Origin of the sequence: Streptomyces sp. WAC04114, assembly GCF_019733245.1 — a bacterium.
Classification (GTDB): domain Bacteria; phylum Actinomycetota; class Actinomycetes; order Streptomycetales; family Streptomycetaceae; genus Streptomyces; species Streptomyces massasporeus_A.
On the sequence record NZ_JAIGQA010000129.1, the window covers coordinates 1 to 24,886 of the forward strand.

Consider the following 24,886-nt stretch of genomic DNA (forward strand, 5'->3'; position numbering starts at 1 on the left):
CGGCGCCGAAGGAGGTGATGCCCGTCGTCAACGGGCCGAGGGGGCCGCGCCGGTCCGACCACTGGCCGGAGAGCACCATCCCGAACAGACTGGTCGTGAAGTACCCGGAGAACGCGAACGCGTACAGGGAGACCCCGTCCAGTTCCCGTGCGGCGACGGGCATCGCCGTCCCCACCTTGGTCGTACACCCCTCTTCCCGGCCACCCCCTTCATGAACGGCGTATGGCAGTCACGTTGCAGCCCACGCGCCTCCCTTGAGCCCCACCCCACGCCGACCTACGGTCACTACACCGAGTTCAAACACGGCCGTGTGCCGACTGGTTCGTACTCGGCCCGGCCGTGTGCCCGAGTGGTTCAGGGGCTCGCCTGCAAAGCGAGTTACGTGGGTTCGAATCCCGCCACGGCCTCCAGCGTCAGCCCGCCGAGCAGAGACCCTCGTTCGGGCAGAACATGACCCACGCGTAGCTGTAACGGGTCTGCACCGTCACGGGATTCGGTGGTCCGGTCGGAGATCTGCTGCGGCCCGGGAGCCGTCACCTCACGTCGGCCAGGCCCTCGCGGCGTGTTCGGAAGCTCGCGCACAACCCCGGGCACCTCTCGGGTGTCCAGAACATGACCGGTAGCCCATGCTCCGGTCGTCGTGCCTTCCGGGGAACGACGAGGAAACCCCCACGAGGAGAACCACCGTGCGCCTCCGCCCCTCGGCAGCCGTCCTGGCCGCTGCCGTGATCGCCGCTGCCGGTCCCGCTGTCACCGCGCCCGTCGCGCAGGCCGAGGAGGGTGGGCCCGAGTTGGTCGTGTCGGCGCTGCCGTCCGCGGCTCCCAAGCCGGGCGAGGTGTACGACAAGTCCGTCACCCTCACCAACAAGGGCACGGCCGCAGCGGACGGGTTCACCTTCCGGGTGCGTCTGACGCGGGGTCTTGACTTCCCCGAGCAGGTGAAGGGCTGCACCTACTCGACCGTCAAGGACCAGGTCAGGCAGGCGGTCTGCGAGCTCGACACGGTCGTCGAGCCCGGTGCCTCGGTCACCACGCCCGTGCGGTTCAAGGCGCTGGACAAGGCCCTGATGGAGACGGTCGAGTACGGCACGAGCGTGACCGGGGACGCCCCGGGCGAGGGGTTCGACGACAGCTACCGACGGCTCACCCTGACCGCGGCCAACACCGCCGATCTCGTAGCCGTGGGTGAAGAGATGGAGGCGCTGGCCGGCGGGGAGCAGTCGGTCACGGCGACCCTGCGCAACGACGGCCCCGGCTGGGTGCAGAACCAGGAGAGCGACGACCTCCCGGGCCTGCTGGTGCAGATCCCGCCGGGCACCCTGGCCATCGGCGTGCCGAAGGACTGCGCGCCGTTCGGGATCGACGGGCCGAGCGGGCCGCAGGGGACCCCGGGCAAGCCCAAGTACGTGTGCTGGCCGCAGGACGGAACCCTCGACGCCGGCCAGTCGCTGGCGTACACCTTCACGCTGAAGATCGAGAAGTCCACGCAGGACACCGAGGGTGAGATCAAGGCGTCGTCCGTCTACGACATCGCGCCGAAGTACGACACGAACCGCGCCAACAACACCGCCGTGATCGGCATCGATGTGCCGAGCGACTACGAGCCCGAGCCGAGCCCCTCGGACGGCGCCGACGGCGGCTCCGGCAACGGCGGGAACGGCAACGCCCCCGAGGGCCAGGCCGCCGGCGGCACGGGCGCCACGGCCTCCCCGTCGGCCTCGGCCTCGGCCGGCACGACGCCCGGCGGCTCCACCGGCACCACGACCGGCAGCACCACCGGTGGCAACCTCGCCACCACCGGCTCCGACGGCACCCCGCTCCTCGCCGGTGCCGCGGCCGCCGCCGCGGTGCTCGGTGGCGGTCTGGTCCTCGCCGTTCGCCGCCGCGGCGCCGCCAAGTCCGCCTGACGGCAGGCCCGTCAGAGCACCCCGCCGGCCTCGTCCTGGAACGCGTCCGTCCAGTAGTGGCGGACCGTTCTTCCGGCGCTCACGCCCGTCGGGTCCACCGTCGACAGGACCTGGAGCATCGTCATGGCGAGCTGGTCATAGGTGTCGGTCGTCAGCTCGTGGGAGGACTGGGCGTCGATCGCGCGCTCGCGGTGCAGGAGCCAGAGGGTGAAGGCGAGGGTCGACACGTCCGTGTTCAGCGGGTAGAGCGTCGCCTCGGGTTCGCTCCAGTTCAGGACCGCGCCCGTCGCGCCGTCGATGACCAGGCTGTTGTCCTCGACCAGATGGCCGAGGCGGATCAGCCGGTGGGCCCCGGCGGGGAGTTCGGCGGGGCCGTCGCCGTCGGCGTGGTACTCGGCGAGCGTCGCCAGGGGCACGTCCGTGTCCAGGCAGAAGACGTGGGCGTCCTCCGGCAGGCCCACCTCGCGCAGGAAGCGCCGGGTCGGCTCGTGCGTGAGGGTCGCGGGGAAGTCGACGTCCTCGAAGCGGACCGTCCTGCCAGGGCCGAACTCCTGGTCCAGGAGGCGGTGCGGGAGGTCCAGGGAGAGGCCGGACGCGCCGCCCCGGCCCGCCACCAGCGACAGCGGGCGGATCAGCGCCGCCATCTTCCAGAACGGGGCCGGTTCGCCGTCCGCACCGTCGCGGAACACCGCCAGCAGGTGCTGGGACGCCTGCGCCACCGCCTTGGGGCCGTAGCGGCCCGCGTAGGAGGCGAACTGGCCGCGCAGGCCGGCCAGTTCGTCCGTGGCTTCCGCGAAGCGGACCAGCGTCCGCAGGGAGGGGGCCAGGGGGCGGCGGTCCATCAGGTCGGGGCGGTCGTGCAGGACGTACGTCGTGGAGATCTCGCCCGTCGCCCCGTCCAGCAGGACCGACTCCGTCTCCAGGCCGGCGGGGCCCAGCAGTCCGCCTATCACAAGCTGTTCGCGCAGTTCCGCGGAGAGACGGTCGTCCGGGTCGCCGGTCGAGTCGGCGACCGTGCGCAGGCCCTCGCGGCTCAGCTCGGCGAAGCTCAGCACGCCGCTGTCGCGGGGCAGTCCGGGGCCGGTCAGCCAGTGCCGCGTGGACGCGTGCGTCACCCACGGGTCCAGCTCGGACTCGGTCAGGGTGATCACCGCGGAACCGGTATCGGTCGTACTCATGGGCTCCCCCGCATGTGCTTGCTCACCGTCCCCTGGCGGAGCACGGCGGACCGCCCGGCGAAGCCCGGCAGCCGTTCCCCACTGCCCAGAACAGTACGCGCCACCACTGACAACGCCCCGGACCGGCGACGCGCGCCCGGCGACCGAGCCGCGTCACCTCACAAGACGCTCGGAGCACCCCCGCGCGTTCCCTTTCGGCCCGACTGCCTCGGCCTTCGCGCGGAATGCCTCAGCTTCCGCCCGACTGCCTCACCTTCCGCGCGGAATGCCTCAGCCCCGTTCCGTCACCACCGCGGCCTGGGGGCGGATCGGGAGGCGGTTCACGGGACGGCCCGTCGCGGCGCGGACGGCCGACGCGACGGCCGCCGGGGACGTCACCACCGGCACCGCGCTGACGGACTTGGCCCCGAAGGGGGCGACCACGTCCCGTTCCTCGACCAGCCGCACGATGCGGATGTCGGGCGCGTCGAGGGCGGTCGGAAGGGCGTAACCGGTCAGGTCGGGGTGGCGGACGATGCCACGCGGCGTGCGGAGGTTCTCCGTGAGGGCGATGCCCACGCCCTGCGTCACGCCCGCCTCGATCCGGGCGGCGAGCTGGGTCGGGTTCAGGACGCGGCCCACGTCCTGGGCGACGGCCAGTTCCACGACCCGTACGGAACCGATCTCGATGTCCACGTCCACCACCGCGCGGATCGCGCAGAAGGCCATGCCCACGAACGCGTCGCCCTGGCCGGTCTCGTTCAGCGGCTCGGTCGGATGCGGGCGGCACTGGGCGGTGGCCCACAGCTCCTTGCCGTCCAGCGCCTCGGTGACGGTCGTGGAGAGGACCCCGTCGTACGACGTGATCTTGCCGTCGGTGATCTGGAGCAGCTCCGTCGACATGCCGAACTTGTGGGCGAGCGGCTGGAGGAGCTGCGTGCGGACCATCTTCGCCGCGCGCTCCACCGCGCCGCCCGAGACCCAGGTGTGGCGGCCGCGGCAGCCCGCGCCGGCCGGGGGCTGGTCGGTGTCGACCGGCGCCACGTGCACCTCGTCGATGCCGAGCGTCTCCTGGACGATCTGCCGGGCGAGGGTGGTGAAGCCCTGGCCCGTCTCGACGGCCGCGCACAGGACTGTCGCGACGCCGTCGTGGACCTTCACGGTCGCCGTGGAGACCTCGTCCGCGCCCTCCGCGCCGAGCATGTGCACCATGCCCACGCCATAGCCCACGCCACGGCGCACGGCGCCCGGTTCGCCCGCGCCCTCGGGTCCGCCCGGCAGCAGCCACTCGTCCTCGGGCGTGTCCTTGGGCAGCGGCGGCAGCTCGAAGTCCCGTACGGCCTGGAGCAGTTCGGCGACCGGGGCCGGGCAGGTCACGGTCTGGCCGGTCGGCAGCACGTCGCCGGTCGCCAGCGCGTTGCGCAGCCGCACCTCCGCCGGATCGAGGCCGAGCTTCTTGGCGATCTTGTCCATCTGGGCCTCGTAGGCGGCGCAGACCTGCATGGCGCCTTCGCCGCGTACGTGCCCGGACGGGGGGTTGTTGGTGCGTACGGCCCAGCCCTCGATGAAGGCGTTCGGGACGACGTAGGGGCCGCAGGCGAAGGCGACGGCGGCGGCCAGGGCCTCGGAGGAGGTGTCGGCGTAGGCGCCCGCGTCGAGCAGGATCTGCGCCTCGACCTTGACGAGTCTGCCCTCGCCGTCGGCGTGGTGGCGATAGCGCAGCAGGGTCGGGTGCCGGTGGACGTGGCCGAGGAAGGACTCCTCGCGCGTGGCGGTGAGCTTCACCGGGCAGCCGGTGCGCAGCGCGAGCAGACCGAGCGGGAGCTGGAAGCTCTGGTCCTCGCGGTCGGCGGTGGCGCCGGGGACGCCGGTCACGACGACCTTGACGCGCTCGGGTTCCAGGCCGAACGCGGCGGCGGCCGCGTCGCGGTCGGCGTGCGGGTCGGTGGAGGCGAGGTACAGCTCCACCCCGCCGTCCGGGCGCGGCACGGCGAGGCCGGCCTCGGCGCCGATGGGCGCGGGGTCCTGGCGCCCGATGCGGTACAGGCCCTCGACGACGATCTCGCCGGCCGCCTCCGGGTCGCCGTGGCGCAGCGGGATGTGCCGGATCAGGTTGCCGTCGGGGTGCAGCGGCTCCGCCTCGAAGGCCTGCTCCGGGTCGGTGACCGGGTCCAGCACCTCGTACTCCACGATGACGGCGGCGGCCGCCATGCGCGCGGTGTCGGGGTGGTCGGCGGCGACGGCGGCGATGGGCTCACCGTGGTGGCGCACGACCTCGGAGGCGAAGACCGGGCGGTCGGCCGTGCCGCGGCCGTGCAACGGGCGGCCGGGGATGTCCTCGTGGGTGACGACGGCGCGGACGCCGGGCATCTCGCGCGCGTGGGTGGTGTCGATGGACAGGATGCGCGCGTGCGGGTGCGGTGAGCGCAGCACGGCCGCCCACAGCAGGCCCTCGGCCCACAGGTCGGCGGCGTACGGGAAGGTGCCCTCGGTCTTGGCGCGGGCGTCGGCGGGCGGGAGCGAGGCGCCGATGCCGTGCGGAAGCGGTTCTGGGGCGGGGGCGGCCTCCGCGGCCTGTGCGGGCCGGGCGGTGGCTGCTTCGTTGCTCACGCGGGGCCTCCGTCCTGGCCGTAGGGCTGGTCGTGCGCTTGTGGGGAGTGCGGTTGCGGGGTGTGCGGTTCCGGGGGCGCCCCGAAGGCCGATGCGTTCACGCCACCGGCGCCCGGGCCCGCTTGGTGCGGGATGCGGGGTTCGTCGGAGTCGCCGTCGGCGGGCGCGCCGTGGGCCTCGCGTTCGGCGACGACGTCCTTGACGGCGTCCACCACGCCCCGGTAGCCGGAGCAGCGGCACAGGTTGCCGCACAGCGCCTGGCGGGTCTCCAGCTCGGTGGGCGCCGGATTGCCCTCCAGCAGGTCGTGCACGGTCATCGCCATGCCCGGGACGCAGAAGCCGCACTGGACGGCGCCGCAGCGCGCGAGCGCCCGCTGCACGTCCGACGGCTGCCCGTCCTCGGCCAGGCCCTCGACGGTACGGACCTCGCTGCCGGCGGCGGTCACTGCCGGGACGAGGCAGGACGCCACGAGCCGCCCGTCGACCTGGACGTTGCACGCGCCGCACTCGCCCTGCGAGCAGCCGTCCTTGGCGCCCGCGAGGCCGAGCCGCTCGCGCAGCACGTACAGCAGGGACTCGCCGATCCACGCGTCGCCGACGGGGCGGTCGGTGCCGTTGACGCGCAGGACGTAGGAGGCGAGGGGGTGTTCCTCCTGGGGTGCCGCGGGGGGTACGTCGTGAGGGGCGGCCGCGGACGGGGTGGCCGCGGCGGCCGGGTCCTGGTCCGGGTCCTCGGCCGGGCTCTCGCCGTCGACGGTCTCCGGGCCGGTGCCGGTATCGGTGTCCGCGCGGTCCGGGAGGGGCCCGGCGGCGGGCTCGGAGGGGCCGTCGGCGGCCTCCGGGGCCCCTGGAGTGTCCTCGGGCGACTCGGAGGGCGCACCGGCCTCACCGAGGCCGGGAGCGGCCTGTGAGACGTCCTGGGCGCCCTGCCGGGGCGCGGCGGATTCCGGGTGCGCCTCGGGCACGGACTCCCCGGGGAACCCGTCATGGGCCTCGCCGTACGGCTGCTGCCCGGGCGCGTGTCCGGCGGGGCCGGCCCCCTCGGGCCCGTGCTCGGCGAAGTCCGGGCGCTCCGGCCCGCGCTCCGCGAAGCCGGAAGGCTCGCCACGGTGATCGGCGAAGTCGGACGGCTCGCCACGGTGGTCGGCGAAGCCGGAAGGCTCGCCACGGTGGTCGGCGAAGTCGGACGGCTCGCCACGGTGGTCGGCGAAGTCGGACGGCTCGCCGCGCTGGTCGGCGAAACGGGACGGGTCCATGGCGGGACCGGCCACCCCGGGCTCCCCCGGCGCGTACGCGGCGCTCGACGACGGCTGCGGCGCGGGGCCGTCGCCCGGCGTCTGAGGCCCGTGGCCGAACTCCCCCGGCTGATGCGTGCGCCCGTGACCTGCGTCCTCAGGGGCGCCCGGCGCGTGAACGTCCTGCTGGTGGTGCCCGGGCCCGGCCTCCGGGCCCGCCTCCTGCGGCAGCGGCCCGGCGGCCTGCTGCTCCGGGGCGTATCCGGACTCCGGGTCATAGCCGGTGCCGGCGGCGGCGTCACCCTGCTCGTGACCGTGCTCGTGGGGGAAGCCCGGCCGGGCCTCCTCCTGCCCCGCCGTGTCCTGCGGGTCCTGCCCCCACGGCCGGCCCGTGGCCTGCGTCGCCCAGGGCGCGGGCGCGCCGCCGGGCAGCGTGGCCGGAGGGGTGCCGCGGGTGCCGCCCCACTGCTCGACCAGCGAGGACGTGGTGAACTCGCCCGACTCGTCCGGAAGGTCGCCCCCGGCGACGGGGATGGACCACTGCCCGGTCACGTCATGGCCGGGCGCGCCTTCGGCGGCCGCCGCGGTCTCCTCGAAGTTCCACTGCCCGGTCGCCCCGGGGTTGTACGTGAACCGGTCGTCGCCGCCGTGCGGCGGTGCCGTCGTGTCGGGGCCGTAGGGCGTGCCGGGGTCGTAGGGCGCGTCGGTGCCGCCGTAGGACTGCTCGGGCACGTCGTGGCCCTGCTGGTGGTGCGCGCCGTGCTCGTGGCCGTGCTGGCGGTGCCCGGCGTTCGGGTCGTGCCACTGCGCCCCGTCGACCGGCGCGCCCGGCACCGGCCACGCGCCCGTGGCGGCCGGGTCGGTGCCTGCGGTCGTCGCGGGGTTGACCGTTATCTGCGGCGGTACGTAGCCGTGTCCGGGCGCGGCCAGGGGGCTGTCGGCGGCCAGCAGGGCGTCGACGCCTCCCTCGGGGAGTTCGACGAAGGCGGTGGCGCCGTCGTCGTACTCGCCCTGGGGCAGCGGGTCCCAGCGGCTGCCGCCCCGGGGCGTGCCCTCTCCGTGCTGGTCGTCGCTCACGACAGCGCCCTCCCCAGTGCTCGTCGGGCCAGCGCGGCGACGGTGCGCCGCAGGTGCAGTACGGCGGGCGGAAGCTGTGCGACCGAGCCGTCCTCGGCCGGCGCCGCGTCGGGGATGCAGGCCGCGGCGACGTACTCGCCGAAGGCGCTCAGCGCCTCGGGGACGAGCGCGCGGTTGTTGTCCCAGTCGATGAGGCCGGCGACCCACTGCTCGGCGTCCAGGGGCCGCAGCGGCATCGGCGCTATGGCCCCGACCGCGCAGCGCACCCCCCGGCGTGCCGGGTCCAGGACCAGGGCCACGGACGCCACGGCGCGCCCCGGGCCGGTCCGGCCGGTCGCCTTGAGGAAGACCTGCGGGGCGTGCAGCAGCGGCACGCGCACGAAGCCGATGAGCTCGCCGGCGCGGAGCATGTCCATCCCGGCCAGCAAGTGCGACACGGGGATCTCCCGGCGGGCTCCGCCCGGGCCCGCGACGATCAGTGTCGCCTCCAGGGCGGCCAGCACCGGCAGGGCGTCCCCGGTGGGGGCGGCCGAGGCGATGTTGCCGCCCAGGGTGCCCGCATTGCGGATGTGCGGCGGGCCCGCGGCGCGTGCGGCGGCGGCGAGCGCCGGGATCAGGGCCGCGAAGTCGGGGCGGCCCATGCGCGCGTGCGTGAGGCCCGCGCCGAGCAGCGCGTGACCGTCCAGGTACTGCCAGCCGCGGATCTCGCTGATCCGGCCGAGCCCCACCAGGGCGGCGGGCCTGAGCTGCCCGGAGTTGACGGCGGCCATCAGGTCGGTGCCGCCCGCGACGGGTACGGCGGCGGGCACGGCGGTGAGCGCCGCGACGGCCTCGTCCAGCGTCGTGGGCAGCGTGACGGCCTGCGCCGCCTGCGGTGCGTGCGTGGTCAAACCGGCTGCCCCTTCCCGCTGCCCCACCTGGTCCCACCTGTGCTGCCGTACGGTACGTGCTGACAGGGCGGACGTGGCAACTCTGGCACATCTTGGCGAGAGCCGAAGACACGGGTCCGCTAGGAGGCATTCGCCCACCTCACCGGCGAGATGGTCCGTTTTCGCACAGGTTCACCAGTGCATGCCGATTGGCACTTTCGGTGACCCTTGTGCGCTTTTTCCGTGGCCTGTTCGAGCTGTTCGGTCGTGACGGGTACCGCTACCGGTGGGGCGGCGGGCCGTCGATCGGGCGGCCCAGTACCCCGGGGCGCCGCTGCCAGGGCAGGGGGCCGGCGGGAGGCCGGTAGGCGACGCCCAGGGCGTCGAGCCGTCCGTAGTGCGCGGCCATACGACGCCGGAATCCGGCGAAGTCCCGTTCCGCCGGGGCGGGCAGGGCGCTCCAGGCGACCTCCGCGAAGGCCGCGAGGCGGGGGAAGGCCTGATAGTCCACGCGCGCGTGGTCCTCCATCACCTCGGTCCACAGGTTGGCCTGGGTGCCCAGCACGTGCCGCGCCTCCTCGGGTGTCAACTCCGGCGGAACGGGCTCGAACCGGTAGACGTCCTCCAGAGTGCGCACCCACCCGATCGGTACCGGCTCCTCGGGGCCCGGGTCCTGACGGTGGTCCAGGTACACCTGCTGCTCGGGGCACATGACGACGTCGTGGCCGGCCCGGGCTGCGGCGACGCCTCCCGCGTAGCCGCGCCAGGAGGAGACGGCGGCGCCCTCGGCGAGCCCGCCCTCCAGGATCTCGTCCCAGCCGATGAGCCGGCGCCCGCGCGCGGAGAGCCACGCGTCGAAGTGCTTGATGAACCAGGACTGCAGCTCGTCCTCGTCCGCGAGCCCGAGTTCCCGGATCCGCGCCTGGGCCGTCTCCGACCGCCGCCACTGGTCCTTGGGGCATTCGTCGCCGCCCACGTGGATGAACTCCGAGGGGAAGAGCTCGAGCACTTCCTCGAAGACGCCCTCGTAGAAGCGCAGGGTGTTGTCAGTGGGGGCGAGTACGTTCGGGTTGATTCCCCAGGTGTCCCAGACGGAGAGGGATGTGGTGTCGATGACGTCGGTGTTGCCGAGTTCCGGGTACGCGGCGATGGCGGCCTGCGAGTGGCCCGGCACGTCGATTTCGGGGACGACGGTGATATGCCGCTCGGCGGCGTAGGCGACGATCTCGCGGATGTCGTCCCGGGTGTAGTAGCCGCCGTGCGGCTTGTCCTCCCACAACGGCGAGGCACGGTGGCCGGTTTTCGTACGGGCGCGCCAGGAGCCGATCTCGGTCAGCCGGGGATGCCGCTCGATCTCGATGCGCCAGCCCTGGTCGTCCGTCAGATGGAAGTGGAAGACGTTGAGTTTGTGCGCCGCCATCAGATCGAGGTAACGCAGCACGCCTTCCTTGGGCATGAAGTGCCGCGCGACGTCGAGCATCAGGCCGCGCCAGCGGAACCGGGGGGCGTCCTCGATCGTCAGATGCGGCACGCTCCAGGCGCGGTCGCGATCGAGCGGGGCCCTGCGGTACGCGTCGGGGCCGAGGAGCTGTCGCAGGGTCTGGGCGCCCCAGAAGACACCGGCCGCGCTGCCGCCCTCGACGAGGACGCCGGAGCCGTCGCTGACGAGGCGGTACTCCTCGGGGCCGAGGCCGGGGGCCAGGCGCAGCCGGATGCCGCCCTCGGCGTCGTCGGGCTCCCGCCCCTCGCGCAGCGGCAGGCCGGTGGCCTGCCGCAGGACCGCGCCCAGCCAGCGGCCGACGCCTTCCGTCGCGCTGTCGGCGTAGATGCGGGAGTGCCGCGTCAGCCGCACCTCGCCGGCACCGGCGACGGCTCCGCGGGGTGCCGGGATCAGTTCGGTCACGTCAGTCCTTCACCGCTCCGCCCAGTCCGGAGACCAGGCGCCGCTGTACGAGTACGAAGAAGACCAGGACCGGGATCGTCATGACCGTGGAGGCGGCCATGACTCCGCCCCAGTCCGGGTCGTCGGGCTTGTAGAAGACGAGCAGGGCCATCGGCAGCGTCGACTGCGCGGTGTCGCTGATGATGAACGACTTGGCGAACAGGAAGTCGTTCCAGGCGGAGATGAACGAGAACACGCTGGTGGCCACGAGACCCGGCAGGACGAGGGGGAAAAGGATCTGCCAGAGGAATCGCGCCCGGCTCGCCCCGTCGATGTAAGCGGCCTCCTCCAGTGCCTCCGGAACGCCTTTCACGAACCCCCGCAGCATCCAGATCGCGAAGGGCAGCGAGAAGGCGATGTGGGGCAGGATCAGCGAGCCCAGCGTGTTCAGCTGACCGGCGTCCCGCATGAGGAAGAACAAGGGGATCGTGAGGGCTTCCACGGGCACCATCTGGGCCACCAGAAACATGATCAGAAGGGTGGTCCGCAGACGGAACCGGAATCGTGTGACGGCGGTCGCTGCGAGAAACGCGATCAGCCCGGAGGCGATCACGACGCAGCTCGCGACGACGAGGCTGTTGAGGAAGTAGCGGCCGAATTCCTGCTGCCCGAAGACGCGCTGGAAGGAATCCAGGGAGGGCGCGAGCGTCCACGGCCTGGGTTCGCCTGACTCGATCTCCCCGGCCGGTTTGAAGGCGCTGAGCACCATCCAGTACAGGGGGAAGGCCACGACGATCGCGATCAGCAGGGCGGAGGCCTCGGCGGCCAGCCGGCCCGGGCGGCGCACTCGGACGCGTACGGGATTCACAGTTCCTCCCCCTGACGGCGCAGCAGCCGCAGGTAGACCAGCGTGACGGCGAGCAGGATCAGCAGCGTCACGACGCCGATCGCGGAGCCGAGGCCGTACTGCGAGGACGCGAAGGCCTGCTGGTAGGCGTAGACGTTCAGCACGAGGTTCTGGCCGGCGATGCCGCCGCCGCCCGTCATGACGTAGATCTGCGTGAAGACCTTGAAGTCCCAGATGACGGACTGGATGGTGACGACGACCAGGATCGGCCGGAGCATCGGGGCGAGGACGGAACGCCAGATGCGCCACTGCGAGGCGCCGTCGAGGGAGGCGGCCTCCAGCACTTCGCCGGGTACGGCGCGGATCCCCGCGTACACGGTCACCATCACGAACGGGAAGGAGCACCACACGACTTCGAGCAGTACGAGGAAGAAGGCGCTGAGACGGCCGTAGGTCCAGGAGTGGTCGCCGAGGCCCAGCATGCGGTTGACCGGGCCGAAGTCGGGGTCGAAGAGGAACAGCCACACCGTGGAGCCGGTGACGGCCGGGGTGGCCCACGCGCCCAGGGCGGCCAGCATCAGCGCGAGCCGCGGTACGGCCCGAATCCGCGTCAGGAGCACGGCCAGGGCGCAGCCGACCGCGAGCGTGGAGACGACGCAGGCCGCCGCGAACAGCACGGTGGCGAGCAGCACCTGCCAGAACTGCGGGTCCCCGAACAGTTCGGCGTAGTTCCCGAACCCCTCGAAGGTGGCCGGTTCCCCGCCGCTGACCTGGGCCTGCGTGTACCGGAAGAGGGAGATCAGCCCGAGCTGGTAGATCGGGTAGACGAGCAGCCCGCCGAGCACGACGAGTGCGGGCGCGAGATACAGCCAGGGCGTCCAGCCACCGGTGCGGCGGGCTGCCCCGCGTGCGGTGCGGCGGCGCCGTGCGTCGGCGGCCGTACGCGGCGGCCGGGGGGCCGGCACGGTCGGCGCCGGGGCGGCCACGGGGGTTTTCACGGAACCGCGGTCGCTCATCTGCTTCACCCGGCGGAGCCGAACGCGTCGTTCATCTTCTTCGCGGCGTCGTCGGAGGCCTTCGCGACGTCCTTCTTGCCGCTGATGACCTCCTGGAACATCGTCGGCAGGACGAGGGAGGAGTCGATCTGGGCCCAGGCGGGCGAGGCGGGGACGAACTTGGTCCCGGCGGAGAGGGTCCGCACGAACGGCTTCACGAACGGCTCCTGCCGCGCGACCTGCTGGCGGACGTCGGTGAAGGTCGGCAGGAAGCCCATCGCGTCGAAGAGTTCGCCCTGCGTCTTCTTCGAGGCGAGCTGCTCCATCAGTTGTACGGCGAGCGTGCGGTGGGACGTGCTCTTCAGGACGCCGATGTTGTTGCCGCCCGCGAAGGCCGGGGCGATCGAGCCGGGCTTCACACCCGGCAGCGGGACGACGGCGTACTTGCCCTTGACCTTGCCGGTCTCGACGGCGGTGTGGCTGAAGTCGCCGCCGATCGCCATGCCCGCCTTGCCCGCGGCGAACGCGGAGATCGTGTCGTTGCCGCCCATGCCCGCGCACTTGGCGGCCGGGCAGTTGTCGTCGCCGAAGAGGGACGTGTACGCCTTGATGCCCTTGCGGGCCTCGGGGCTGTCGATGCCGGACGCGTACGAGCCGCTCTTGCCGTTGGCGAGTTCACCGCCGTTGGCCCACACGAACGGCATCGCGCCGTAGGTGTAGGCGCCGCCGACCACCAGCCCGTACAGCTCGGGTTTGGCGGCGCGTATCTCGCGGGCGGTGGAGGCGAGTTCGTCCATCGTTCTCGGGACGGACAGGCCGAGCTCCTCGAAGACGTCCGTGCGGTAGTACAGGGCGCGGACGCCGACGTAGAAGGGGGCGCCGTAGAGCTTGCCGTCCACCGTCACCGACTGCTTCGCCGTCGGGTCGGTGTCCTTTGCCTCGCCCCACTCGCCGAACTCCTTCGTGACGTCGAGGAGTCCGCCGTCCTTCACGTAACCGGCCGTGTCGGTGTTGCCGTACTCCATCACGTCCGGCGCGGAGGCGGGGTCGTTGAAGGCGGCCTTGACGCGCTGGGCGCGGGTGTCGATCGGGATGTACTCGACGTCGACCTTGGTGCCCTTGTGGGCCTTCTCGAAGCCGGCGACGACGGAGTCGACGACCTTCTGCTTGGGGGCGTTGCCGACCTCCTGGAAGAGCCACACGCGCAGCGTGCCGGTCTTCTCGTCCTTGTCGGAGGAGGAGTTCGAGGAGGTCTGGGGCGCGCAGGCGGTGGCCAGGAGAGCGGCGAGGGCGGTGAGCCCGGCAAAACGGACGGACAGGTTCATGGAGTGCTCCTCCGTGGGAGTGTTGCAACATGCGCAATGAAGGTTTCGCTGTGCACAACACTCGGAGGCTAGGGACTGCATGAACACGCCCACAAGAGGTCTCAACCACTCTGTGACCGGTAGACGCACCCTGCGCAACGCCCGGACAGCACAAAAGCCTCCAGGGCGCGCAAAACGCACCCTGGAGGCCTCACGCCCCGCGGGTCGGGCTTACTTGTCGCCCTTGCCCTTGTCGTCGTCCCCGGAGCTCATGGACTCGTAGATCTCCTTGCACATGGGACACACGGGGTACTTCTTCGGGTCGCGGCCCGGCACCCACACCTTGCCGCACAGCGCCACGACGGGGGTGCCGTCGAGGGCGCTCGCCATGATCTTGTCCTTCTGGACGTAATGGGCGAAGCGCTCGTGGTCACCGTCACCATGCGAGGTCTGCGGCGTCGGCTCAACGAGGGTCCCCGTACCAGTCCCGCGCTCGGGCTCGAGAGTGCTCATAGAGCCAAGGGTACTGAAGCTCACAGCCATCAGTTGAGCGAAGGGTCGTCCGGGTACGTCGCCACCATCGCCAGCTCGCCGCGCTGGCGGCGCAGCACCTCGCGCCAGAGCCGCTCGGGAGACGGCGACGAGACGTCACCGGGCTCCGACTCCACGACGTACCACGCGCCGTCCACCAGCTCGTCCTCCAGCTGGCCCGGGCCCCATCCGGCATACCCGGCGAAGATGCGCAGCGAGCCGAGTGCGGAGGCCAGCAGTTCCGGCGGGGCCTCCAGATCGACCAGACCGATCGCGCCGTGCACCCGGCGCCAGCCCAGCGGGGCGGCCTCACCCGTCGCGCCGCCGGGGACGACCGCGATCCCGAGGGCGGAGTCCAATGACACCGGGCCGCCCTGGAACACGACACCCGGTTCCACGGCGAGATCCCCCCAGCCCTCCAGGATGTCGCCCACGCCCACCGGGGTGGGGCGATTGAGGACGACACCGAGGGAGCCCTCCTCGTCGTGGTCGAGGAGCAGCACCACCGCACGGTCGAAGTTCGGGTCCGCCAGGGCGGGGGTGGCCACGAGCAACCGCCCTGTGAGCGAGGACACCTCGGTCATGGCAGACATGATCCCGCATTCTCCCTCCGCGTGGGGAGGCAATGCGGGACAGGCAGGGAACCCAGCTCAGGGCGCACCGGACCGTCCCTTTGCGCACAAAACCGGTCGTGACCCCATGTGCCCAGCACGGAACGGTTCGTGTTGTGACAGAGCTATGACGTGGCTGGGTCTTACTCAGGCATACAGAAGGGGGGTGGTGGGCGATTACCCTTTCCCTCCTGGCCCCTGCCCGACTCCATGGAACGCGAGATTCATGACCGTCAACGACGATGTCCTGCTTGTCCACGGCGGAACCCCGCTGGAGGGCGAGATCCGTGTCCGCGGTGCGAAGAACCTCGTACCGAAGGCCATGGTCGCAGCGCTGCTGGGCAGCGCTCCGAGCCGGCTGCGCAATGTTCCGGACATCCGCGACGTTCGGGTCGTACGGGGTCTGCTGCAGCTGCACGGCGTGACGGTCCGTCCGGGTGACGAGCCCGGCGAACTGGTGATGGATCCGACGCGCGTGGAGAGCGCCAACGTCGCTGACATCGATGCCCACGCCGGTTCGAGCCGTATCCCGATCCTGTTCTGCGGCCCGCTGCTGCACCGTCTCGGCCACGCGTTCATCCCCGGCCTCGGCGGCTGCGACATCGGCGGCCGGCCCATCGACTTCCACTTCGAGGTGCTGCGGCAGTTCGGCGCGAAGATCGAGAAGCGGGCGGACGGCCAGTACCTGGAGGCGCCCCGGCGACTGCGCGGTACGAAGATCGCGCTGCCGTACCCGTCCGTCGGCGCCACCGAGCAGGTGCTGCTGACGGCCGTCCTCGCGGAGGGCGTCACGGAGCTGTCCAACGCGGCCGTCGAGCCGGAGATCGAGGACCTCATCTGCGTGCTGCAGAAGATGGGCGCGATCATCGCGATGGACACCGACCGGACGATCCGCATCACCGGTGTGGACCAGCTCGGCGGCTACAACCACCGCGCCCTCCCGGACCGCCTGGAGGCCGCGTCCTGGGCGTCGGCGGCCCTGGCGACCGAGGGCAACATCTACGTCCGCGGGGCGCAGCAGCGCTCGATGATGACGTTCCTGAACACCTACCGGAAGGTGGGCGGTGCCTTCGAGATCGACGACGAGGGCATCCGTTTCTGGCACCCCGGCGGCCAGCTGAAGTCCATCGCGCTGGAGACGGACGTCCACCCGGGCTTCCAGACCGACTGGCAGCAGCCGCTGGTGGTCGCCCTGACGCAGGCCACGGGCCTGTCCATCATCCACGAGACGGTCTACGAGTCCCGCCTCGGCTTCACGTCCGCGCTGAACCAGATGGGCGCGCACATCCAGCTCTACCGCGAGTGCCTGGGCGGCTCGAACTGCCGCTTCGGCCAGCGCAACTTCCTGCACTCGGCGGTCGTCTCGGGCCCGACGAAGCTCCAGGGCGCGGACCTGGTCATCCCCGACCTCCGCGGCGGCTTCTCGTACCTGATCGCGGCCCTGGCGGCCCAGGGCACGTCCCGCGTCCACGGCATCGGCCTCATCAACCGCGGCTACGAGAACTTCATGGAGAAGCTCATGGAGCTGGGCGCGAAGGTCGAGCTGCCGGGCAAGGCGCTCGGCTAGTCGACCGAACGCCGATGGGGCGGTCACCCTGACTCGGGTGACCGCCCCATCGGCGTTCGGTGCCGCGCCCCAAAGGGGCGCGGGGAACTGCGCGACAAGCCACAACGGGCCCGCAGCCGCCGACGGCGCTGACCCGGAGCGGCGCTTGCGCGCTTTACTTGCCCTTGGCCGCTTCCTTGAGCTTCGAGCCCGCGGAGACCTTCACGCTGTAGCCGGCGGGGATCTGGATGGGCTCGCCGGTCTGCGGGTTGCGGGCGGTGCGAGCGGCACGGTGCGTGCGCTCGAAGGTCAGGAAGCCGGGGATGGTGACCTTCTCGTCGCCCTTGGAGACGATGTCGCCGACGACCTCGGCGAACGCGGCCAGCACGGCGTCGGCGTCCTTGCGAGTCACCTCGGCGCGGTCGGCCAGCGCGGCCACCAGCTCACTGCGGTTCATGTTGTTACTCCCGTGTTCATCTTGCCGTTGAGGCGTCAGATCGAAGCCGATGCTGCCAGGGTCCTCGATGAGTCCCCGGACCCGGGTCCGTCGTCAGACCCTCGCGCCCAGGGACGCATCCTGCCCCTACCTGCGGCGGGAAAGCCAATCCGGCACCCGCAGGAGTCGTGAGAACACCCTTGGGGAGTCACACGAAAAGAGGGCCTGAGCCTTGCGCCACGATAGCTCCGCTGCTGACAGGGTTCTTGCGACGCGCCGGGTTCCAGGCTGCCGTGGGGTTACTCACAGTCCGGGGAAACTGCGCCGTCCGGGCCCCCGCAGCGGCCCGGACGGCCTCGGTCTCAGACGCCGGACGGGCTGCCCGCCGACGCACCGACCGCCTTGGCGGCCTCCCGCACAGCGCCGGCGACCGCGCCCGCGACCTTGTCGTTGAAGACGCTGGGGATGATGTAGTTCGGGTTCAGCTCGTCCTCGGTCACCACGTCCGCGAGGGCCGTCGCGGCGGCCAGCATCATCTCGGTGTTGACCGTCCGGGACTGCGCGTCCAGCAGACCGCGGAAGACACCCGGGAAGACCAGCACGTTGTTGATCTGGTTCGGGAAGTCCGAGCGGCCGGTCGCGACAACGGCCGCGGTCTGACGGGCGATTGCCGGGTCGACCTCCGGGTCCGGGTTCGCGAGCGCGAACACGATGGCGCCGTCGGCCATGGCGGCCACGTCGTCGCCGTCGAGGACGTTCGGGGCGGAGACGCCGATGAAGACGTCGGCGCCGCGCACGGCCTCCTTGAGGGTGCCGGTGAGGCCCTCGGGGTTGGTGTTGTCGGCGATCCAGCGCAGCGCCGAGTCCGGGGCGGCGTCGACCAGGTCCTCGCGGTCCGCGTGCACGACGCCGTGGATGTCGGCGACGACGGCGTTCTTGACGCCTGCGGCGAGCAGCAGCTTCAGGATGGCCGTGCCGGCCGCGCCGGCGCCGGACATGACGACGCGGATGTTCTCGATCGCCTTGCCGGTGACGCGCAGTGCGTTGGTCAGGGCGGCGAGGACGACGATCGCGGTGCCGTGCTGGTCGTCGTGGAAGACGGGGATGTCGAGGGCCTCGCGCAGCCGGGCCTCGATCTCGAAGCAGCGCGGGGCGGAGATGTCCTCGAGGTTGATGCCCGCGAAGCCCGGCGCGATCGCCTTGACGATCTCGACGATCGCGTCGGTGTCCTGGGTGTCGAGGCAGATCGGCCAGGCGTCGATACCGGCGAACCGCTTGAAGAGGGCCGCCTTGCCCTCCATGACGGGCAGCGCGGCCTTGGGGCCGATGTTGCCCAGGCCCAGCACGGCGGAGCCGTCCGTCACGACCGCAACGGAGTTGCGCTTGATGGTGAGGCGGCGGGCGTCCTCGGGGTTCTCGGCGATCGCCATGCACACGCGGGCGACGCCCGGCGTGTAGACCATGGACAGGTCGTCACGGTTGCGGATGGGGTGCTTGGACGCCATCTCGATCTTGCCGCCGAGGTGCATGAGGAAGGTCCGGTCCGAGACCTTGCCCAGCGTGACGCCCTCGATGCCGCGGAGTTCCTCGACGATCTCGTCGGCGTGCGCGGTCGACGACGCCGCGATGGTGACGTCGATGCGGAGCTTCTCGTGACCGGATGCGGTGACGTCGAGGCCGGTCACCGAGCCTCCGGAGGACTCCACGGCGGTGGTGAGCTGCGAGACGGCGGTTCCGCTCGCGGGCACCTCCAGCCGGACCGTCATCGAGTAGGAGACGCTGGGCGCCGTTGCCATGGCCGACTTCCTCTGCTTTCACCTGACGCTGAGTTTTGCCGTCCGATCGTCGCACCTACCGCCGAGTAGCAGGTAGCCGCCCTCAATTGCGAACGTTTTGTTCGCGGAATGGGGCAGAAAGAAGAGACCCACGTCACGTGGACGTGGGTCTCTTCTCAAGTAGGTGGCACCGACCCGCCATGCTCGCCTCGCGGCAAGTGGTCGCTCGTAGCGACGAAGGTTGGGCCCGGGGGCTTGGATCGAGCCGGTGCCACATCCAGGCTAACAAACAGATCCCGTAAGGCCATTCCCGTACCGGTAGTTCATTTCGCCGGTAAGTGGGTATCGGGTCTCAGTCCCTGAGCAGGTCCGGAACTCCCGCCGCGTCGGGCTCGTCCCGGTCGGCCGAGACGACCGTGAGCTGCTGGGTGGCCCGGGTCAGCGCGACGTAGAGGACGCGCAGGCCGGCCGGGGACTCGTCGGCGATCTCCGCCGGGGAGACCACCACCGTCGCGTCGTACTCCAGGCCCTTGGCCTCCAGGCTGCCGAGGGCCACGACCCGGTCGCCGAGACCGGCGAGCCAGCGGCGGGCCTCCTCGCGGCGCTGCATGGCGACGACCACACCGACGGTGCCGTCGACGCGCTCCAGCAGCCGGGCCGCCTCGTCGCGGACGGTCGCGCCGAGCGTGTCCTCCACGACGGTGAAGCGGGGTTCGACGCCGGTGGAGCGGACCGCCTTCGGTGACACGGAGCCGGGCATGGCGAGGGCGAGGACCTTCGAGGCCAGGTCGGCGATCTCGGCCGGGTTGCGGTAGTTCACCGTGAGTTCGAAGCGGCGGCGGGGGCGGGTGCCGAGGGCCTCGTCGCGGGCCTGGGCCGCCTCGTCCGGGTCGGACCAGGAGGACTGGGCCGGGTCGCCGACGACCGTCCAGGTGGCGTGCCGGCCGCGGCGGCCGACCATGCGCCACTGCATCGGGGTGAGGTCCTGGGCCTCGTCGACGATGACGTGGGCGTACTCGACGCGTTCCTGCGCGAGGCGTTCGGCGCGCTCGCGCTGCGACTCCTCGCGTACCGGCATCAGCTCCTCCAGACCGGTGAGCTGGTCGAGCGGGTCGAGTTCGCGCTTCCTGCGGGGGCGGGCCGGGGCGCCCAGGACGGCCTGGAGTTCGTCGAGCAGGGCGATGTCGTGCACCGTGCGGCCCTCGCGCCTGAGCGAGCGGGCGACCTTGCGGACCTCGCCGGGGTTGAGGATCCGCCGGGCCCAGCGGCCGAGGCGCCGTTCGTCGGCCATGGCGTCCAGGACGGCCGCCGGGGTCAGCTCCGGCCACCAGGCGTCGAGGAAGGCGATGAAGGCGTCCTCGGAGGTGATGTCCTCGTCGAAGGAGGAGCGCAGCTCGGCGGCGAGTTCGGGGTCGGCATGCCGGCCGGCCGCGCCGGACTGCTCCCACAGGGCGTCCAGGAGGAGCTTGCGGGCGCGCGGGCGCAGCAGGTTCACGGGGGCGGTGCCGCCGAGGGCGGAGCGGCGGATGCCGTCCAGCTCCCGGGCCTCCAGCTCCAGGCGGCGCCCGAAGGCGACCACGCGCAGCCGGGCCGGCGGGTCGTTCAGCTCCAGGGCGCCGCGGGCGGCCTTCCGCAGCACCTTGAGCATGCGGGAGGAGCCCTTGGCGCGGGCCACGGACGGGGAGTCGTAGAGGGTGGCCTCGCTGCCCTCGACCAGGGAGCCGATGGCGCGGATGGCGACCTGGCCCTCCTCGCCGAGGGAGGGCAGCACGCCCTCGGTGTAGGCGACGAGCAGCGGGGTGGGCGAGACGATCAGGATGCCGCCCGCGTAGCGGCGCCGGTCCTGGTAGAGGAGGTAGGCGGCGCGGTGCAGGGCGACGGCGGTCTTGCCGGTGCCCGGGCCGCCCTCGACGTAGGTCACGGAGGCGGCGGGGGCGCGGATGACCAGGTCCTGCTCGGCCTGGATGGAGGCGACGATGTCGCGCATGGTGTGGCTGCGGGCCTGGCCGAGCGCGGCCATCAGGGCGCCGTCGCCGATGGCGGGCAGCTCGTCGCCGTCGAGGTACGCCGTGAGCTCGGGGCGCATCAGGTCGTCCTCGACGCCCAGCACCTGGCGGCCCTTGGAGCGGATGACACGGCGCCGGACGACACGGCCGGGGTCGACCGGGGTGGAGCGGTAGAAGGGGGCGGCGGCCGGGGCCCGCCAGTCGATGACCAGCGGCGTGTAGTCCTGGTCGAGGACGCCGATGCGGCCGATGTGCAAGGTCTCGGCGATGTCGGCGGTGTTGTCGGGGCGTACGGCCCCCTCCGCCGGCTCGACGGCGGTGTACGCCCCGTCGGGGCCCTTCTTGCCGTCCTTGCCGGTCAGCAGGTCGATACGGCCGAAGAGGAAGTCCTCGAACTCGTTGTTGAGCCGGTTGAGGTGGATGCCCGCGCGGAAGACCTGGGCGTCCCGCTCGGCGAGTGCGCCGGGGGTGCCGACCTGGCCGCGCCGGGCCGCGTCCTGCATGAGGAACTCCGCCTCGTGGATCTTCTCCTCGAGGCGCCGGTACACCCGGTCCAGGTGTTCCTGTTCGACGTCGATCTCCCGGTCACGAACCGAGTCGTGCACCGAACCGACCGCGACCTGTCTCTGAGCCTGAGCGGCCACCGGGCCCCCTTCTGACGTGCTGGGCAGCCGTCAACCGTACGCGAAGGGGACCCCTGGAAGCTACGGGCCGGCGGCAGGCGCGGGCAGGGTTGCCCCAATGGCGCCTGCCGTACGGCCGAACAGTCCTAAGGGCCTGTCGTTCGGATCACGCCGCAGACGCGGGGTCTGGCACGCACATCTGCATTGACCAGCCCTGTCGGTTCCCTGCGGCCTGATCCGAACAACAGGCCCTACGCGTCGACCTCGACCAGCCGCTTGCCGTCGAAGGTCACGACCTCGAAGTGGTCGATCTCGTTCGGCTCGAAGGCGGCGCCGCCCTGGACGTACAGCGGCTGCTTGGCCTTCTCGGTCTTGGCGTCGGGCAGGCCGTAGCCCCACTCCGGGACGGACCAGGAGGACAGGGTCTCCCGCTCGCCGTTCTTGCCGACCGCGACGAGGGCGCACTTGAGCGGGCCCTTGACGTTCTTCAGCTCGGTGACCACGCCCGTCCCCCAGTCCTTCTTCTGGAGGGCGACCGTCGCGGTGACCTTGGTGGTCGGGTCGGTGGCCGAGATCTTGTCGGAGATGCCCTCGAAGGCCGCCTTGGCGGGGCTCGCCGCGAGGGGGCGGTTCTCCGTGCCGCTGCCGCCGTCGCCGCCGTTCGTCGCGACCGCGACGAAGGGGCCGCCGATGATCAGCGCACCGGCCGCGGCCACCATGTAGAAGCTGCGGCGGCGCTTCTGGGCGCGGCGGTCGGCGACCTCGTCGACCAGCTTCTCCACCAGGCGCGGCCGGGGCTTCGCGGACAGCGACTCGCCGATCGCGGGCGTGCTGCCGGAGCCGGGCAGATCGGCGAGGGCGGCGAGCATCGGCTCCATGCCGGCCAGTTCGTCGAGCTGCTGGGCGCACCATTCACAGGTCGCGAGGTGGGCCTCGAAAGCGGTTGCCTCGGCGTCGTCGAGGATGCCGAGGGCGTAGGCGCCGACGGTCTCGTGCTCGTTCGGCACCGGGGATTCCTGCATGGGTCCAGACATACCCATGCCTCCCGTACCGAATCCCTGATTACCCCCGTACACACTCATCACGCCGTCACCCCCCGCTCCTCCAGTGCCAGCTTCATCGAACGCAGGGCGTAGAACACCCTGGAGCGGACGGTTCCGCTGGGTATGCCCAGGGTCTCGGCCGCCTCATTGACGGTACGCCCCTTGAAGTACGTCTCGACGAGCACCTCCCGGTGGGCAGGGGTCAGGTCGTCGAGTGCGTCCGAGAGAGTCATCAGCCACAGCGCCTTGTCGATCTCGTCCTCCGCGGGGATGACCTCCAGCGGCGACGGGTCGACCTCCTGCGGCCGGGCCTGCCGGCTGCGGTGGCCGTCGATGACGATGCGCCGGGCGACCGTCACCAGCCAGGGGCGTACCGATCCGGTCGCTCGATTGAGCTGACCGGCGTTCTTCCAGGCACGGATGAGCGTCTCCTGTACGACGTCCTCGGCGCGCTGCCGGTCTCCGGCGACCAGGCGCAGGACATACGCAAGCAGGGGTCCGGCGTGTTCGCGATAGAGCGCACGCATCAGCTCCTCGTCGGGTTCCGAGGGCTGGGACATGCGATGTCGGGCCCTCGGTGCTCGTTCATTGGCCACGACGGAATCCTTGCGCACGCCCACCTCCGATGTCCGGGGGTTCCCCCAGTCGGTCGCTCCACATGCCGTACGGACGCGAGCGGTTGGGCGTTCAAAGAGACCCGACAGATTTCTTCGAGATGACGTGACGAGCGGGACATGGAGCCACATTCCCACCCCGCGTTCTTTACATATCCGCCACATCGGCAAGATCAAGCCAGGTCTTCCCTACGGTGGCGTAGGTAAACGGCATGTAATGGAAATCACTTCGACGCCGAGGTCGCAGAAGTCGCATTTAGGACAAGGGAATTGAGTGCACGGACCATTCAATTCCGTTTACGCACGGGCGAGTGCCGCGCGGCGGCGGTGCCGGGCGACGCGTTCGCGGTTCCCGCAGACCTCACTGGAGCACCAGCGCCTCCTGCGTCCCCGGGACGTGTCGAGGTACACGATGGGGCAGTTGTCCCCCTCGCACTGGCGCAGGGCCGCGCGGGCGACGGGGTCGGTCAGCAGGTCCACGGCGTCCCGGGCGACGGCGGCGAGCAGGGCGGGGCAGCCGGGCGGGCCGTCCAACCGCCGCAGCAGCTGGCCGTCTTCGCCGCGGACCGCGCGCGGGGCCGGGGGTGCGGTGCGGGCCAGGTCGTTGACGCGGGCGAGGGCTAGGTCGTACGTCGCGACGCCCGGTCTCGGCCGGCAGCGAACCAACCGTTCGACCTGGGCGCGCAGTTCACGGAAGGCCGGCAGCCAGCCGGTGTCGGCGTGGGCCAGGGCGGTGTCCGCCGGGACCAGTCCGGAGCCGGTGATCCAGGCGCGCAGCACGTCCACGGAGTCGAGCCGTTCCTCCGGGTGCGTGGTGGAGAGCAGGTCCAGACAGATCCGCCCTGCGTCGAACCGCAGCTCGTAGGGGCCCGTGGCCGTACCCAGTGCCATGTGCCTGTCACCGCCTAGGGGTTCACCCCGGTCGCGAGGGCTTCGGTGAGACGCGTCGCGTGGGACACCGACGAGAGGGCCGGTAAGCCGCTCCCTCTTACAGTGCCTGCCCGCCACGACGCCGAAAACCCCTCGCGCACACCCGACCGCACCGGAATCGGGCACGGGCCATCCGGTCCGGGCATCCGGTCCGGCCATGTGTGGAGCGGGGCGGGGGTGCGGATGGGGATCCACGCAGGGCGTCCTGCCCGGTCCGGAGGTTCGCGGGGGCCGTTCCGGCCGGGCCGGGGCTAGGAGGGCCGTTCCGGCAGGGGCCGGGGGTTCACGGGGACCGGTCCGGCCGGGCCGGGGCTCCGCGAGGGCCGTTCCGGCAGGGCCAGGGTTCACGGGGACCACTCAGCCGAGCCAGGGCTGCGCGAAGACCACTCCACCCGAGCCAGGGCCCCGCGAAGACCACTCCACCCCCGGCTGGGGGCCCGCGAGGGCCGGGGAGCCCACGACAGCCGGGGCCCGCGAGGGCCTTCCTCGGCGGCGGCAGGAGCCAGGGTTGGTCCCACGGCCGGTCCCGCCCGGCAGGCGTCCCACGAGGTCACGCGCCGGTGGGGGTCCCGGGGGCATCCCACGTGGGCGGCGACCGTTCCGGCGGCCGGGCTCTCGTCGAACACCCTCCGGCGAAGCCGTCCCCGGCGCAGGACCCGCACGGCGCCCCGCTCGGGCCACGAGCCACACGCCGGCTGCCAGGCCCGCCGCACCGACCCACGAGGTCACGCAGCCGTCGACTCGACACCCGTACAACACCCCACCCACGTCGGCACCGTCCGGCGCCCGGGCACCCGTCGGACATCACCCCCGCGAGGCATCCCCAGTGGCCGGACCGCCACCAGGCGCCCCGCCCACCGGCACGGCCCCCCAGTCGGACCTCCGGGC

The 24,886-nt window shown here is 71.9% G+C and carries 18 protein-coding genes, 1 tRNA gene and 1 pseudogene; 3 read left to right on the forward strand and 17 right to left on the reverse strand.

Annotated elements, in window-relative coordinates; translation table 11 throughout:
* Positions 1 to 181 (reverse strand): annotated as a pseudogene (locus tag K4G64_RS40520) (MFS transporter); the annotation flags it as partial.
* A 154-nt stretch (positions 182 to 335) separates the two neighbouring features.
* Between K4G64_RS40520 and K4G64_RS27330 the strand changes: the two are divergent.
* Positions 336 to 410 (forward strand) — tRNA-Cys (locus K4G64_RS27330).
* 276 nt (positions 411 to 686) lie between these two features.
* Positions 687 to 1,907: a hypothetical protein gene (locus K4G64_RS27335; protein WP_221758654.1), complete on the forward strand. Its 1,221-nt coding sequence runs from the start codon at positions 687 to 689 to the stop codon at positions 1,905 to 1,907.
* Between the two features lie 11 nt (positions 1,908 to 1,918).
* On the opposite strand, the gene K4G64_RS27340 is transcribed toward K4G64_RS27335, so the two are convergent.
* The 10 genes from K4G64_RS27340 to K4G64_RS27385 all read right to left on the reverse strand — a co-directional run bounded on the left by K4G64_RS27340 (position 1,919) and on the right by K4G64_RS27385 (position 14,998).
* On the reverse strand, positions 1,919 to 3,085 hold the full coding sequence (locus K4G64_RS27340; protein WP_221758655.1) for an SUKH-4 family immunity protein: 1,167 nt from the start codon (positions 3,083 to 3,085) through the stop codon (positions 1,919 to 1,921).
* Between the two features lie 270 nt (positions 3,086 to 3,355).
* Positions 3,356 to 5,674, reverse strand: coding sequence for a molybdopterin cofactor-binding domain-containing protein (locus tag K4G64_RS27345; RefSeq protein WP_221758656.1), 2,319 nt, complete (start codon positions 5,672 to 5,674; stop codon positions 3,356 to 3,358).
* Entirely contained in the window at positions 5,671 to 7,986 is a 2,316-nt protein-coding gene (locus K4G64_RS27350) for a 2Fe-2S iron-sulfur cluster-binding protein (protein WP_221758657.1), read from the reverse strand. Before K4G64_RS27350 ends, K4G64_RS27345 begins: the two co-directional genes overlap by 4 nt.
* Complete coding sequence (locus K4G64_RS27355; protein ID WP_097216932.1) at positions 7,983 to 8,876, reverse strand: xanthine dehydrogenase family protein subunit M; 894 nt, start codon at positions 8,874 to 8,876, stop codon at positions 7,983 to 7,985. Before K4G64_RS27355 ends, K4G64_RS27350 begins: the two co-directional genes overlap by 4 nt.
* Positions 8,877 to 9,135: 259 nt before the next feature.
* Complete coding sequence (locus K4G64_RS27360) at positions 9,136 to 10,758, reverse strand: beta-N-acetylhexosaminidase (RefSeq protein ID WP_221758658.1); 1,623 nt, start codon at positions 10,756 to 10,758, stop codon at positions 9,136 to 9,138.
* 1 nt (position 10,759) lies between these two features.
* Positions 10,760 to 11,605, reverse strand: a complete 846-nt coding sequence (locus K4G64_RS27365; RefSeq protein ID WP_221758659.1) for a carbohydrate ABC transporter permease — start codon at positions 11,603 to 11,605, stop codon at positions 10,760 to 10,762.
* Positions 11,602 to 12,600, reverse strand: a complete 999-nt coding sequence (locus tag K4G64_RS27370; protein WP_260461058.1) for a carbohydrate ABC transporter permease — start codon at positions 12,598 to 12,600, stop codon at positions 11,602 to 11,604. Before K4G64_RS27370 ends, K4G64_RS27365 begins: the two co-directional genes overlap by 4 nt.
* 5 nt (positions 12,601 to 12,605) lie before the next feature.
* Positions 12,606 to 13,904: an extracellular solute-binding protein gene (locus K4G64_RS27375; RefSeq protein ID WP_221758660.1), complete on the reverse strand. Its 1,299-nt coding sequence runs from the start codon at positions 13,902 to 13,904 to the stop codon at positions 12,606 to 12,608.
* Between the two features lie 210 nt (positions 13,905 to 14,114).
* Entirely contained in the window at positions 14,115 to 14,396 is a 282-nt protein-coding gene (locus tag K4G64_RS27380) for a DUF3039 domain-containing protein (RefSeq protein ID WP_003990595.1), read from the reverse strand.
* Positions 14,397 to 14,425: 29 nt separating this feature from the next.
* Positions 14,426 to 14,998 carry a YqgE/AlgH family protein gene (locus K4G64_RS27385; protein WP_221758665.1) on the reverse strand — a complete coding sequence of 191 codons (573 nt, stop codon included), beginning with the start codon at positions 14,996 to 14,998 and terminating at the stop codon, positions 14,426 to 14,428.
* A gap of 253 nt (positions 14,999 to 15,251) precedes the next feature.
* Here K4G64_RS27385 and murA point away from each other — a divergent pair, with 253 nt between their 5' ends.
* Positions 15,252 to 16,592: a UDP-N-acetylglucosamine 1-carboxyvinyltransferase gene (gene murA / locus K4G64_RS27390; RefSeq protein ID WP_189588613.1), complete on the forward strand. Its 1,341-nt coding sequence runs from the start codon at positions 15,252 to 15,254 to the stop codon at positions 16,590 to 16,592.
* 154 nt (positions 16,593 to 16,746) lie between these two features.
* Here the strand turns inward: murA and K4G64_RS27395 are convergent, their stop codons facing one another.
* The 6 genes from K4G64_RS27395 to K4G64_RS27420 form a co-directional block, all read right to left on the reverse strand.
* Complete coding sequence (locus K4G64_RS27395; protein ID WP_003950507.1) at positions 16,747 to 17,028, reverse strand: HU family DNA-binding protein; 282 nt, start codon at positions 17,026 to 17,028, stop codon at positions 16,747 to 16,749.
* A gap of 341 nt (positions 17,029 to 17,369) precedes the next feature.
* Positions 17,370 to 18,803 carry an NAD-dependent malic enzyme gene (locus K4G64_RS27400; RefSeq protein WP_221758661.1) on the reverse strand — a complete coding sequence of 478 codons (1,434 nt, stop codon included), beginning with the start codon at positions 18,801 to 18,803 and terminating at the stop codon, positions 17,370 to 17,372.
* A gap of 331 nt (positions 18,804 to 19,134) precedes the next feature.
* On the reverse strand, positions 19,135 to 21,432 hold the full coding sequence (locus K4G64_RS27405; protein ID WP_221758662.1) for a UvrD-helicase domain-containing protein: 2,298 nt from the start codon (positions 21,430 to 21,432) through the stop codon (positions 19,135 to 19,137).
* Between the two features lie 230 nt (positions 21,433 to 21,662).
* Positions 21,663 to 22,445 carry a zf-HC2 domain-containing protein gene (locus K4G64_RS27410; RefSeq protein ID WP_308122507.1) on the reverse strand — a complete coding sequence of 261 codons (783 nt, stop codon included), beginning with the start codon at positions 22,443 to 22,445 and terminating at the stop codon, positions 21,663 to 21,665.
* A gap of 47 nt (positions 22,446 to 22,492) precedes the next feature.
* Positions 22,493 to 23,014: a sigma-70 family RNA polymerase sigma factor gene (locus K4G64_RS27415; RefSeq protein WP_010039908.1), complete on the reverse strand. Its 522-nt coding sequence runs from the start codon at positions 23,012 to 23,014 to the stop codon at positions 22,493 to 22,495.
* Positions 23,015 to 23,365: 351 nt separating this feature from the next.
* Entirely contained in the window at positions 23,366 to 23,959 is a 594-nt protein-coding gene (locus K4G64_RS27420) for an ABATE domain-containing protein (RefSeq protein ID WP_221758663.1), read from the reverse strand.
* Positions 23,960 to 24,886: the final 927 nt, after the last annotated feature.